10 protein-coding genes and 6 tRNA genes are annotated in these 13,526 nt (G+C 38.5%); 8 read left to right on the top strand and 8 right to left on the bottom strand.

Annotated elements, in window-relative coordinates; translation table 11 throughout:
* Nucleotides 1-433: 433 nt before the first annotated feature.
* Nucleotides 434-568 (top strand): hypothetical protein, encoded by a 135-nt coding sequence (locus tag CYP77_RS10210; protein ID WP_258032450.1) that lies wholly within the window; start codon nt 434-436, stop codon nt 566-568.
* Between the two features lie 506 nt (nt 569-1,074).
* Here the strand turns inward: CYP77_RS10210 and CYP77_RS07090 are convergent.
* The 7 genes from CYP77_RS07090 to CYP77_RS07120 all read right to left on the bottom strand — a co-directional run bounded on the left by CYP77_RS07090 (nt 1,075) and on the right by CYP77_RS07120 (nt 2,769).
* Nucleotides 1,075-1,159: transfer RNA gene (locus CYP77_RS07090), tRNA-Leu, on the bottom strand.
* A 14-nt stretch (nt 1,160-1,173) separates the two neighbouring features.
* Nucleotides 1,174-1,250 (bottom strand) — tRNA-Arg (locus CYP77_RS07095).
* Nucleotides 1,251-1,265: 15 nt separating this feature from the next.
* Nucleotides 1,266-1,342: transfer RNA gene (locus CYP77_RS07100), tRNA-Arg, on the bottom strand.
* Between the two features lie 6 nt (nt 1,343-1,348).
* Nucleotides 1,349-1,425 (bottom strand) — tRNA-His (locus CYP77_RS07105).
* Between the two features lie 9 nt (nt 1,426-1,434).
* Nucleotides 1,435-1,512 (bottom strand) — tRNA-Pro (locus CYP77_RS07110).
* 164 nt (nt 1,513-1,676) lie between these two features.
* Nucleotides 1,677-2,147, bottom strand: coding sequence for a type II secretion system protein (locus CYP77_RS07115; RefSeq protein WP_103567858.1), 471 nt, complete (start codon nt 2,145-2,147; stop codon nt 1,677-1,679).
* Nucleotides 2,148-2,277: 130 nt separating this feature from the next.
* The gene (locus CYP77_RS07120) at nt 2,278-2,769 is read right to left on the bottom strand and encodes a type II secretion system protein (RefSeq protein ID WP_103567859.1); all 492 of its coding nucleotides are present in this window, start codon (nt 2,767-2,769) and stop codon (nt 2,278-2,280) included.
* A gap of 147 nt (nt 2,770-2,916) precedes the next feature.
* Between CYP77_RS07120 and CYP77_RS07125 the strand changes: the two genes are divergently transcribed.
* Both CYP77_RS07125 and CYP77_RS07130 read left to right on the top strand, forming a co-directional pair.
* Nucleotides 2,917-3,780: a cytochrome-c peroxidase gene (locus CYP77_RS07125; protein ID WP_103567860.1), complete on the top strand. Its 864-nt coding sequence runs from the start codon at nt 2,917-2,919 to the stop codon at nt 3,778-3,780.
* Nucleotides 3,773-6,190 carry a bifunctional diguanylate cyclase/phosphodiesterase gene (locus CYP77_RS07130; protein ID WP_103599727.1) on the top strand — a complete coding sequence of 806 codons (2,418 nt, stop codon included), beginning with the start codon at nt 3,773-3,775 and terminating at the stop codon, nt 6,188-6,190. Before CYP77_RS07125 ends, CYP77_RS07130 begins: the two co-directional genes overlap by 8 nt.
* A 211-nt stretch (nt 6,191-6,401) precedes the next feature.
* Here CYP77_RS07130 and CYP77_RS07135 read toward each other — a convergent pair.
* Nucleotides 6,402-6,476, bottom strand: a tRNA-Glu gene (locus CYP77_RS07135).
* A 65-nt stretch (nt 6,477-6,541) separates the two neighbouring features.
* Between CYP77_RS07135 and CYP77_RS07140 the strand changes: the two genes are divergently transcribed.
* From CYP77_RS07140 to CYP77_RS07160, 5 genes are read left to right on the top strand one after another with little or no spacing between them, the layout of a single operon-like run.
* A complete protein-coding gene (locus CYP77_RS07140; protein ID WP_103567862.1) occupies nt 6,542-7,012 on the top strand; it encodes a hypothetical protein in 471 nt (156 codons plus the stop codon).
* On the top strand, nt 7,009-7,860 hold the full coding sequence (nfo, locus tag CYP77_RS07145; protein WP_103567863.1) for a deoxyribonuclease IV: 852 nt from the start codon (nt 7,009-7,011) through the stop codon (nt 7,858-7,860). Before CYP77_RS07140 ends, nfo begins: the two co-directional genes overlap by 4 nt.
* On the top strand, nt 7,857-9,098 hold the full coding sequence (locus tag CYP77_RS07150) for an OmpP1/FadL family transporter (protein WP_103567864.1): 1,242 nt from the start codon (nt 7,857-7,859) through the stop codon (nt 9,096-9,098). The genes nfo and CYP77_RS07150 overlap by 4 nt, the downstream gene beginning before the upstream one ends.
* An 8-nt stretch (nt 9,099-9,106) precedes the next feature.
* On the top strand, nt 9,107-10,774 hold the full coding sequence (locus tag CYP77_RS07155) for a fatty acid--CoA ligase (protein WP_103567865.1): 1,668 nt from the start codon (nt 9,107-9,109) through the stop codon (nt 10,772-10,774).
* On the top strand, nt 10,774-12,507 hold the full coding sequence (locus tag CYP77_RS07160; RefSeq protein WP_103567866.1) for an ATP-binding protein: 1,734 nt from the start codon (nt 10,774-10,776) through the stop codon (nt 12,505-12,507). The genes CYP77_RS07155 and CYP77_RS07160 overlap by 1 nt, the downstream gene beginning before the upstream one ends.
* Nucleotides 12,508-13,526 lie beyond the last annotated feature (1,019 nt).

A 13,526-nucleotide genomic window follows, 5' to 3' on the forward strand; every position in this document is an offset into this window, starting at 1 on the left:
GTATAGCCTCGACTGTAACCAAACTATCGCTGTTGTTATTACGCCACACTAGATTATGCTTGCCAATAGTTCAAAATTTGATTTTAAATTTGGCATTTTTACGCCTTAAATATTAAAGCTAAATTTAGAGGTTATTTTATCTTATTGGGATTTATAGTTGCGCCTCCCAACATAAGCTATCCCACCCAAAGGCATTACTGCAGTTGCCACAACATTTTCGCATATATTCACACAACGTTCATGCGGGTCTCACAGTCCAACAGCAACTTTCTCGCCTAGTAGTAAATTTAACTTTGATATGAAATTACTAGAAAAGATAAAGATTGCCAAATTTAGCCATAAATTTTTCTTATCAAGATTTGCATTTGTGCCTTTTATAAGTCATCTCGTGCCCATTGTCGCGCTACACTCTTACAATAGATAACGCCACTTAATGGCTCAATATCAACCATACTGCCATATAAATTTTGTTTTAAACATCAAATGCGCTGGATTAATAAATAAATTTACCGCTTTCATAGCCATTTTCACATTTTACGGCGCAGGACAAAATGGCTCTTTAAGATGACATATTTGTTCTTACTAGCATCACTAAACTCGCAAATAGCACCATTACAGGCGCTAAAAAGCCATTTAAAACAAGATATTTGCTTTGATTTGCTCAACAAAAAGGCATAAGTAACGCTGCTACCAAAAAACAAATCCTATATCTTCTCACCATTTTACAAGCCAACTATCAAGCTAGCATTTATATCAACGGATCTTTCTGCCCCGCACTGATCGATCTTGTTTAACCCAAAAGTGCGTTATCAAACTCGTCAAAAATAGCTCATCAAGCCCAACAGCGCACGCCTTTAAGTGTTACTAAAAACGGCAGCCTCGACACTAACGCACTTGCCCTAGGTTTTTATTGTCTCTTTGTTTCTAATGGCGCAAGAATTTGATCTATAAATTTTATAAATTTAATGTAGATCGTTTGATAAGTGAAAATTTCTACTAAATTTTGAATAAGTAAATTTGATAAATTCAAATGAAAATTGAGTTTTTTGGGGATTTTAAAAAGATTTAAAAAGATGGTGCGGATGAGAGGACTTGAACCTCCACGCCGTGGGGCACCAGATCCTAAGTCTGGCGTGTCTGCCAATTTCACCACATCCGCACAACAATAATAAGTGGTACGCCCATCAGGATTCGAACCTGAGGCCTACGGCTTAGAAGGCCGTTGCTCTATCCAGCTGAGCTATGAGCGCATAAAGTCTTTTAAGTGGCGCGCCCGATAGGAGTCGAACCCATAACCTACAGATCCGAAGTCTGTCGCTCTATCCAATTGAGCTACGAGCGCCCAAAATGGGGTGAGTGATGGGAATCGAACCCACGACCCTCAGGACCACAATCTGATGCTCTAACCGACTGAGCTACACTCACCATTTAACATGGTCGGGGTGAAAGGATTCGAACCTTCGGCCCTCTGGTCCCAAACCAGATGCGCTAACCAGACTGCGCTACACCCCGCCTGAGTCGTGTTTGTAAGTTTATGCCACTACCTCATTAAAAAGTCGCATTCTATCTAAAAATGTTATTGTTGTCAAGAAAAAATTAGTTTTGGACTTTATTTTTATAAATTTTCAAGAATTAAGTGTAAATTTCAGACTTTAAGCTTTTGATAAAAAATCTTGCTAAAAAACGATGCGAACAGCGCTAAAGCTGATATGAGCTGGTAATGCTCCTTGTGCTGGCTTTATCATGCTTTGACTAAAACGCTTAAATTCTGGAGCTTCCCAAAGCTTTTTACATAGGCCTTGCTCGCTGATATCTACCCCTAAGCAGCTTTGGTCTGCAGCAAAGAATTTTAATAAAATGCACCTTTCGTTTTTGGCAAAAATGCCAAGATCACCAGAGCTATCCACAATCCCAGCATTTGTCATCTCTTTAAATTTCACTTTATTGTTTGTAGTATCAAGGGCTAGTTTACCTTGTGATATATAGTAGGCATTTATCTCTTCGATAGCGGTTCTAATCTCCGCCATAGTCTTTACTAAGACCGCATCATCTCTTGTAGCACTGATCTTTGGGATAGCGATCGCCGCTAATACACCAATAACAGCTATTACAAAGATGAGCTCTATCATAGTAAAAGCTTTTTTCATTACTTCATCCTTGAAATTTGAAGTTGGGAGATTATAGCTAGAATTTTTATAAATGAAGAATAAATTTTTAAGAAAAGTTTAAAGAGAGATGGCAAGGAATTTCCTTGCCAAGAAGTTTGAGTTTGAAAAATTAGAAAGCTACGCTAAGACCACTAACTGGGTACTCGCCAGCACCACTTTCTTGTTCAACGCCAGCAGCATTAATGTATTTAAATTTATTTTTTATCAAATTATCTACACTTTTATTGCCTAATATAATAGGGCAGAGTCCATCTGCAGCATTATCGCCATTTGATACTGTTATAACAGCTGGTTTTCCTTTGGTATCACCAGCGGCTGTTACTGGAGCTGTAAATGCAATTTTTATACATTTTTTGCCTGCAGCTGTCAGCTGGCTATCAGTTAATGGCACGTTTGTCATCTCAGCCAAAGTTGAAGCAAATTTGCCTTGTGAAGTATAGTAAGAGCCAACATCACTCAATAAAGTAGATAAGTTTGTAGCAGCTTTAGCAACTTCTGCATCATCCCTTGTTGCAGCTAGTTTTGGTATAGCAACCGCAGCTAATATGCCTAAAATCACGATCACGAAGATCAACTCGATCATTGTAAAACCTTTTTTCATGGTTTCCTCCTTGAAATTAAAAATTTGGCGGATTATACAACATTTTTTTCAAAATGCAAATAAAAGCTAAATTTTTTACAATTTAGCCGATTTGGTAGTTATGAAAAAGAATTCCGCTATAATGACGCTCAAGAATATGGAGATTTTATGAAAAAAGTTTTATTTTGGATGGTAGTATCTTTTTGTATTTTGAGCGCAAATTCATCATTTGAGCCAGTACTTTCATCAAAATATAATGAAAAACAAGCCTACATCGGCAAAAAGCTCTTTTTTGACAAAAGGCTAAGCACCACTGAAAACTACTCATGCGAAACTTGCCACAACTTATACTGGAATTTAAGTGGCACAAACTCATCTTATACCAGCCAAAAGGGCGTCATAAACCCGCCTAGCGTGCTAAATTCGGCTTTAAATTTTCTATTTTTTACTGATGGCAGAGTAAGAAGCTTAAAAGATCAAGTAAAAGAGTCGATAAATTCTAGAAATGAGCTAAATTCAAACAAAGATGAGATAGTAAAAAAGGTAAAAAGTATAGGCGAGTATGGGATTTTGTTTAATGACGCATATGGTGATGGCATAAACTACGAAAATATAGTAGATGCTTTGGTGGAATTTGAAAAGGCAGTTTTGAGCATTGATTCGCCATTTGATGAGTATCTAGCTGGCAATGAAGACTCCATAAATAATGAAGCAAAAAAAGGCTTTGAGCTCTTTAATAAAGTAGGCTGTGTGGCATGCCACAATGGTAGAAATTTAGGTGGGAATTTGATGCAAAACGTGGGCTTAAAGGATGCTAGTGAGAGCAGGCGCCTTATGCGTGTGCCTTCGCTTAGAAATGTAGCAAGAACAGCTCCATATCTAAGTAGTGGCGAAATGAGTGATCTAAAAGAAGTAATAGGCTTTGTGAGCTATCATCAACTAATCCATACACTAAATAGCGAAGAGCTGGGGCAAATTTATAAATTTTTGCTAACACTAAATGGACGCAGACCTAGGATACTAAATGAATAAAAGACAAGCAAATATCATATTAATCGTCCTAGCAATCATCTTTTGCTTTAGCTCAACCTACATCTACATGGCAAATAAAGCAGTTACTGCTGTTAGTAAATTTAACGATACGATCTTAAGCCTTATCTTGCTAGATAATGAGCTAAGCTTCACCCTAGAGAACAACGTACTTCGCTTAAACTACGACGATGTAAATAAAAATTTAAGAAGTTTTGATCAAAATTTAACCAAGCTTGATGAGCTAAACGCGATCATACAGGTCTTTTACCAAGAGAAAAATGCCAAAACTTTAAAGGTCATAAACGATGACTTTTTAAAAAAACAAAGGCTTGTAGATAGGTCAAACTACGCTAGCTCGTCAATGGCTGCTTATATCTTATCAGGTGAGTTTGAAATAGCATCAGAGAAGAAGCTAGATGCGCTTAATGCGATATTTCATGCGATAAAAAGCTCAGCCCTAATCAGCCCCGAAACGCTAAATCAAACAAAAGAGCAGATAGAAAAGTATAAAGATACTTACAAAAACGACACAAAAGCGATCTTGGTGCTAAATAAGGCAACTTACGCGCTTGAATTTGCAAAAAACCTAAGTGCCGTAGCTCAAGACTCTGTTGATCTAAAACTTGGAGAAACACTAAGAAAATTTAGAGATGATACCCTAGCCTCTTACAAAATAATGATACGAAATATAGTAATAATGCAAGTGCTTTGTTTTATCAGTTTTGTGTTATTTTGCGCTTTAACTTTTTATCAAGCAAGGGTACTAGCTAAGCAGCAAAAACAGATAAAACTTCTAAAAACGACAGTGGATGCTGGACACAGCTCTATAGTCTTTTGTGACAATAACAATAAAATTTTATATGTAAATAAAACCTTTGAGGCAAAAACTGGTTATAAACTAAAAGACGTTATCGGAAAAAGCCCTAAAATTTTAAAATCAAATATGCACCCAGAGAGCTTTTATGCTGAGATAAGAAATGCCATAAATAAGCATACTTCTTGGGAAAGCGACGAGCTGATAAGCAGAACAAAAAGTGGCAAACTGCTCCATGAAAAGGTGCGTTTTGCGCCATTTTTCTTTGAGGGCAAGCTAGAGGGCTACATGGCTATAAAGCTTGATAGGACAAAAGAGCTTAGCATGCTTAAAGAGCTAACTCAAAAAAATGAGCAGATAAAAATTCAATCCTCAATCGACAAGCTAACTGGCTTTGGAAACTATTTTGCTCTGACTGAGATGATAGAGGCGAAAAAAGATGGAATTGTGATCAGCATAAGCATCAAAAACTACAAGATGCTAAGATTTTTCTACCAGACAAAGGTTATTGACGCTATGTTAAAAGCGGTGGCAAATACGCTAAAACTCTGCGTTGATACCTACTCTATAAATGCTGAGCTATTTAGGTTTCAAGATGATGCGTTTTACATCTGGTATCAAGGCGATGACATCGTTAGAGATATCGGCTTTATAAAAGAGTATTTTAACTTTAGCAGGATGAATATCGAGATAGATGGTAAATTTGAAAATCTGCCTGGCATCAAGATAACTCTTGGCGTCTCTTTGTCAAATGACACGCCTCAAACAAACCGCCTAATGCAGTCAATCCTAGCTAATCAACAAGCAAGCGATAGCGGCAACGAGATCTACTACTACCTAGAAAACGATGCGATCGAGATGAGATACTATAAAAACCAACTCATAACCGAACTCATCGAGTACGCCCTAGAGAACGATAAAGTAATAGTCGAGTGTCAGGGAATTTTTAACGTGCAAGAAAATGAGACAGAGGCAAAATACTACGAGGTTTTGGTGCGTATAGTCGATCAAAACGGCAAGATCCGCTACCCAGGCGAGTTTTTAGAGATCGCGATGAAAACGCAACTCTATCTTCAGATAACAAAAAAAGTGATCGCCCTAGCCTTTGATCTAGTTAAAAAATATCCAGACTATACATTTTCTATCAACCTTTCAAGCTCAGATCTAACAGATCCTGGTGTTAGAGAAATTTTAGATGAAAAGCTAGAGAGCTGCCCAGATCCTAGTAGAGTTTGCTTTGAGATGCTAGAGAGCGAAGAGCTTAGCGACTACGCCATGGCAAATGAATTTATAAAAAGAGCTAAAAAATATGGATGTAAAATCTCGATCGATGACTTTGGCTCTGGCTACTCTAACTACTACCGAATTTTAGAGCTTGATATAGATAACATCAAGATAGATGGCTCGATCATCAAAAAGCTACCAACAGATGAAAACGCAAGGGTTTTGGTTGAGACTATCGTGAGCTTTGCTATAAGACAAGGCTATAAGATAGTGGCTGAGTTTGTGAGCAACGAAGAAATTTTAGAATATATAAAGAAATTTGGAATTTCGTATGCGCAGGGATTTTTACTAGGCAAGCCACATCAGATGTAAATTTTGCAGTTAATTTAGAGCCACTTAAAAGGCTAAATTTAACTGCTTTTTGCTTTTATACTCACGCAAAACCTCTTTTTTAAATTTTGCTAGACGTGAAATTTGATCTCTTTTTACAAAACGAAAATTTAAGAATTTATTTTTAGAAAGCTTGAAATTTGGATTAACTAGATTTTAAAGCTTATGTGGATAAGATTTTGTCTTTTAGAAGTGGTGACCCATACGAGACTCGAACTCGTGTTACCGCCGTGAAAGGGCGATGTCCTAACCGCTAGACGAATGGGCCACGGTCGGTTATGAAGTTGGGATTATATTACTTTTTAACTTAAATTTACATAAAAGGACAAATCGTTGAAGAAATTTTCACTTGTTTTATTATCTGCTCTCATTTTTTCAGGCTGTGTTGCGACTAAAACACCGCAAAGATCGCAAGCTTTTCAGGTCACTTTATTTTCTCCGATGATAAAGATAAATGATGTTGGATTTTTTCACACATACAAAAATGATCTAAATTTGCAAATTTATAGCTCTGGCGTCAATACCGCAAATATCAATATAAAGGACAAAATTTGCGTAAATAGCGCTTGTTTTAAAAAGACTGAATTTAACGAGAAATTTTTCCTAGCGCCACATTATGAGAGCCTTTTTGAAGAGATTTTACAAAGGCAAAAAATTTATGACGGCAAAGGTCTAAGCACCACAGAGTGCGGCTTTAGACAAGATCTAAGTTCTTATTTTATAAAATACGAAGTTTGCGATAACTACGTCAAATTTATCGACAGCAAAAATAAAATAAAAGTGATAATAAAAGAGTTAAAATGAGATACATAGGGGCTCACGTAAGTGCGGCTGGAGGCGTCTTTAACGCACCGATAAATGCTGCAAAAATAGGAGCAAATGCCTTTGCTCTTTTTACAAAAAACCAGCGTCAATGGAGCGCAAAAGAGCTAAGTGGTAGCGAGATAGAGCAGTTTAAAGCAAATTTAAAGGCCTCTGGCATAAGTGCTGATCACGTCTTGCCACACGCAAGCTACCTCATAAATTTAGGCCATCCAGAAAAAGAGGCAAGAGCTAAATCCCTTGAAGCCTTTATAGACGAGATAGAGCGAGCTAGTAAGCTTGGACTAAAGCTTTTAAATTTTCACCCAGGCTCACACCTAAAGCAGATAAGCCAAAATGAGTGCCTAGATAACATCGCTAGTTGCATAAACGAAGCGCTAAAACGAACAAGCGGCGTGAAGCTTGTCATAGAAAACACGGCCGCGCAAGGCTCAAATTTAGGCTTTGACTTTGCGCAGCTGGCGTATTTGACCCAGAGAGCAGACGATGAAAGCAGAGTTGGCGTTTGCATCGACACTTGCCACGCATTTGCCGCTGGATACGATCTAAGAAGCAAAGAGGCTTACGCTAAGACGATGGGCGAATTTGATGCGATCATCGGCTATAAATTTCTATCTGGCATGCACCTAAATGATGCTAAATTTGGGCTTGGCTCAAAAAAAGACAGACACGAGAGCCTTGGCAAAGGCGAGCTTGGGCTTGGCGCTTTTGAAAATATAATAAATGATGATAAAATAGGCGAAATTCCCTTGATTTTAGAGACGATTGACGAGAGTATTTGGGAAGATGAGATCAAAATTTTAAGAAACCTAGAAAAGGAAAAGCTATGAAAAGAGTGCTTTTAAGCATTGTTGCGACGTGTTCTTTATTAAATGCTGGGGGTTATAAGGTCCCTGAGCAAAGTGCTGACTCTTTAGGGCTTGCTGCTAGTAACGTAGCCTTTAGTTTTGGGGCTGATGCGGTTTATTTTAACCCTGCAAATATGATGTTTTTAGACGGGCTTCACCATTTTGAAAGCACGCTTGGTTGGTTTCATATAAATTCCATCGACTTTAAAAGCGATGATGGCAAGAGCTACAGCTCAAAGAAATTTGACTCTCTTGCTGGCACATTTAGCTTTGTAACGCCAGAAATTTATGAAAACTGGAGATTTGGACTAGCTCTTGCTGTGCCTGCTGCTGTTGGCATCTCGTGGGAGGATCCAGAGACTGCTTTTACTGGCAAGAGGTTTAAACTACAAGTTGTCGAGCTAAATCCAACCGTAGCTTACCGCATAAATGACAAACTTGCCATTGCTCTGGGCGCTAGAGGCGTTTATAGCAAGGGCAAGATAGCAAGTGACTTTGGACGTTTTGGCTACAGAGAGATACAAGGCGATGGCATAAACTACGGCTACAACGTCGCTCTTACATATAGACCTATCGAGGATCTAAGCTTTGCGGTGACTTACCGCTCGAAGGTAAATTTAGAGCTTAAAGGTAGCGCTGATGCTGATTTTAACGGAGCTCTAGCACCTATAAGCTATCATGGCAAAACAAGAGTTGAGATCCCTTTGCCTGCTCAGCTAGTGCTTGCTACTGGATATAAATTTAGTGATTTTACCCTTTTGCTAGCTTTCGAGAGGACATACTGGTCTAAATTTAAAGATTATGACTTTGAATATGATGATAAGACGGCAGCTCATTCACACCCTATTCTAGGTAGATACTTTAAGGCATTTATGGACGATCCAGTCGTTAAAAATGCAAAAGATACAAACACATATAGGATAGGTCTTGCTTACGACGTAAATGAAAAACTTAGGCTAATGGCTGGCTTTTCATACGATGAGGATATCACTAGCAGCGAGCATACTGGCTTGGAGCTTCCAAACACCACCTCTCAGGCATATTCGTTTGGGGCAAACTATAAATTTACGCCAAATTTAGAGCTAGGACTAGGCTATCTCTATCAGCACCGAGACAAAAAGCGTGCGACAGATATAAAAACTGGCACTGGCTCAATGTCTGGCGAATTTGACGCAAGTAGCATTCAGATAGCTGCGATGACATTTAAATACTCTTTCTAGGGCTGAAAATGCAATACTCTTATAATAATTTTTATGAAATTTTGACCAAAGTAGCAAAGCAGAGTCCAAACCAGATAGCGATCTTTGACGAAAAAGAGAAGCTAAAATACCATGAAATAAAGCAAAACGTCGATAAAGTGGCAGCTTACTTGCAGCTTTGCGGGGTAAATTTTGGCGACAAGGTGGCTATGGCGGTGGCAAATTCGAAAGAATTTATCATCTCATACCTTGCTATCACGGCTATCGGTGCGGTTGCGGTGCCGATGAATACCTTTTTAAAAACAAATGAATTTGAGTATATCTTAAACGACTGCGGCGCAAGGGTACTCTTTGCCTCTAGCTCGCTTGCAAAGGAGCTAATCGCACTTAGTGAGCTTGAAATTTTAAGAAAGATCATCTGGATCGGTCAAACGCCAAAAAAACTTCAAAGTGCCTCAAAAGACGACTATGTAAGCGTTGATGAGGAGTATGGCGAGAGTGCCTATCTATCTTCAACTCCACAAATTTCAAAAGAGGATATGAGCAAGGGCTACGAAAATAATGGCGTTGTAAAAAATGTAAATTTCAGCGAAGCGCTAAATCACAAATACACCCTAAGCATCACAAAATACCCTAAAATAGACGATCTCATGCACATCATCTACACCTCAGGCACCACAGGCAAGCCAAAGGGTGCGATGATAAGCTATAAAAATATCTTCTCAAACGTCATCGGCGCTCATGAGCGTTTTAAGGTTAAAAAAAGCGATAGATTTATCGTATTTTTACCGATGTTTCATAGCTTTACGCTCACAGCGATGGTGCTTTTGCCGATATTTTCAGGTGCTTCGATGGTGCTTATAAAGTCGGTTTTCCCTTTCTCAAACGTGCTAAAACAGACTTTACTAAAGCGAGTCACCGTATTTTTGGGTATCCCAGCTATATATACAGCCATTGGCAAGGCAAAAATCCCATGGTATTTTAGGTGGTTTAACCGCATAAGACTATTTGTAAGTGGTGCTGCTCCGCTTGCTAAGCAAACGATTGATGATTTTAGAGTGAAATTCCCGCGTGCAACGCTCGTTGAAGGATACGGCCTTAGCGAATGCTCGCCAGTCGTAGCGGCAAATTTATTTGACAAGCAAAAGCTTCTAAGCGTGGGCCCTGCGCTAAATGGCTATGAGGTCAAGATCGTAGATGATGAGATGATGGAGCTACCAGTCGGGCAGATAGGCGAGATCATCGTAAAAGGCGACTGCGTCATGCAAGGCTACTACGGCATGCCAGGCGTGACTGATGAGACCATCATAAATGGTTGGCTAAAGACTGGAGATCTTGGCAAGATCGATGAAGAGGGCTTTATTTACATCGTTGATCGCAAAAAAGACCTCATCATATCAAAGGGCATAAACATCTATCCACGCGAGATCGAAGAGGTCATCTACAAGCTTGAAGCCGTCGAGGCTGCAGCAGTAATTGGCGTAAAGGACGTGCATGCAGACGAAGAGGTCGTTGCTTTCATACAGGTAAAAGATGGCATAGATCTTGATGAAAAGACGGTTAGAGAGCATCTAAAGAAAAATTTAGCAAATTTCAAAATTCCAAAAAGCATTTATTTTGCTGAGGAGCTGCCTAGAAACGCTACTGGCAAGGTGCTAAAACGTGTGCTAAAAGAGCAGATAAAGGATAAAATTTAGTGAAGTATTTGCTTGATTTTCTAAACCAAGATCTCAAAAAAAGTAAAATTTACGAGCTTATAAAGTGTGGCGATGAAGAGGGAGAAATTTTAAAATACCTAAGCAAAGCCTACGTGCAAGGCACAGCTAGCATGAGCGTTTATGAGCTGCTTGGAGCTGTTTTTGGCACGCAAAACGACAAGCAGCTTTTATACCTTAAATTTATAAAAAATTTGCTAGATAGTGGCTGGATAGTGCAAAACTACAGCCTCTTTAAAATGCCAGAGAGCCCGCAAAAAAGCTCTAACCAAGGGCTGCTTTCGCTACTTCACTCTGAAATTTCACTCTCAAGCACATTTTTAAAGATACTTGAAGATGGCAACGCTGATATAAATTTACCAGAGCTTGCACCTTATGAAGATCATTTGGAGTATTTAAAAGATCAGTTTTTAAAGATAGAGCTTTACTCAAAGGCTGCGATATTTGAAGGTGGCTCAAATGACGCTAAAAAGCGCATAAATGAGCAAATTTCTGAGCTTACAAAGCGCATAAACGAGCGCGTAAAACTAAGCAAGATTAGCCTAAAAATAGAGCAAATTTTTAAAGAAAATTCACTTGATGAAAAAGAGCAGATCATCTTTTTAGCCCTTTTAAAAGAGGAGTATGCGGGCGACTTTGAAAATGGTCGCGACCTAAACACGCTAGTTGGGCTAATAAGCAAAGATGAGCTTGAACGCATCAAAAATCGCACTCTTTTAGAGGACGGCTCAAGGCTCATCGAGGGCGCACTTATCGACTACGACGAGGTTTTAAACGCTTATGGTAACGTTAGCAAGAGCTTTTTTATAAACGAAGAAATTTTGCAAAGCATAATGCACCCAAAAAATGACAAAAACAGCAAGAAAATCAAGATCGAAAGCCTAGTAAAAGAGCAAGAAATTTTTGAGCTAATAGAGCCAGTAACGAGCCTAGAAGACGTCGTGCTAAACGAAAAGACAAAGCAGCTTTTAAGCACGATACTAAAGCAGGTCGATAAAAAAGTGCTCGCCAGACTTAGCAGCTGGGGGATAAAAACTAGAAAAAATATAGACGCTAAGATCATCTTTTACGGCGAGCCTGGCACTGGCAAGACCATGAGTGCCGTTGGGCTTGCAAAGAGCCTAAAGAAGCAAATTCTAAGCTTTGACTGCTCAAAAATTTTAAGCAAATATGTCGGCGAGAGCGAGCAAAATGTAAGGAAAATTTTTGATACTTACAAAGAAATTTGCAAAAAAAGTGGCAGCGAGCCGGTGCTCTTGCTAAATGAGGCCGATCAGTTTTTAAGCACAAGGGTGGAGAGCTCAAGCGGCGCTGAAAAGATGCACAATCAAATGCAAAATATCTTCTTAGAGCAGATCGAGCGCTTTGAGGGCGTGCTCATAGCTACTACAAATTTCTTACAAAGCCTTGATGTGGCGTTTTCTAGAAGGTTTGACTACAAAATCGAGTTTAAAAAGCCTGATTATAACGGCAGACTTGCCATTTGGCGTAAAATTTTGCCTGAAAATGCGAGCTTTGAAGATGGCTTTAGCGTAGAAAGGCTGGCTGAGTTTAACCTAAGTGGCGCACAGATCGTCCTTGCGTTAAAAAATACCGCGCTAAAAGTCGCCATAAAGGATGATGGGATTTTTACCTTTGAGGACTTCAAAACCACGATAGAGCGCGAGCTAAACTCAAGCTTTGGAGAAGATAAAAAGATGGGATTTGGCTATTAGCCTTTTCTCTTAATTTGATTGTTTTGTCTAAATTTGACTTTGCGTTACACAAAACCGCTGGTTTGATAATAAATTTGCTTTACTCAATAAAATTTAAACAAGCGTCGCCACTAAAAACATGAAAAACGCGAGATAAATTTAAGCTTTATCGAGAATAAAAAAGCTTTACTTTTTGGCTTTTTAAAGTATCTTGCAGGCTTTACGTCATCACAAAGGCAAAAGTGCGGATATCAAATTTGCTTTTATCTATTAAATTTACAAGAAGCCTGCCATTAAAAGTTATAAAAAACATGAAGCAAATTGGCTCTTTGGCAAATATAAAAAGAGAGATTTTTCTCTTACGCTTTTCTAAATATATGCTTTGCGTCACGATGCAAAGCCTAAACATCGGTACTTGCTAAACTAAACTTGAAATTTTTGTTTTTACAATTAAATTTTCGAAAAACTAAGATAGGCTGGATACCACTCAAAACCACATAGTATAAATTTAACTCGATCACTTGCCTAAATTTTACTATTGCGCCCTTTGTAAGTAAGCATTTTTTAAAAATCCCAAATTTTGAAATTTATCCACTCCGTGGCTTTTTCAGACAGGTAAAGCAAATGAGCTTTGGTTACACGTTTTGTTGCCTCTAGTTGCCTATGTTTTTGCATTAAATTTTGTTTTGTCTATGCAAATTTGCAAGAGCAACAAGTAAGACAAATAGCACTCGCAACTGTCTAATGTAAATTTAACTCGCCCGCTTCAAATTTACTACCGCATTTTACAAACAAGCATTTTTAACAAAAAAGCCAAAAACTCTAAATTTTATCTGCAGTTTAAAGCGCTAGCGTGACGGCTTTTTTATAACACTTTATCGTTTTTGCCTAACGCAAAAGCTACCACTTCATGAAATTTAACCTCACAAAATCACATAAATTTTAAAATCTACCCCGCGACTTTTACATCAGCACTTTTTCGCACCAAAAAAAGCAAAATTTACCGATCTTTTTAATAAAAGGCTATGAAATTTTAGTAG

Origin of the sequence: Campylobacter concisus, assembly GCF_002913865.1 — a bacterium.
GTDB lineage: Bacteria > Campylobacterota > Campylobacteria > Campylobacterales > Campylobacteraceae > Campylobacter_A > Campylobacter_A concisus_AM.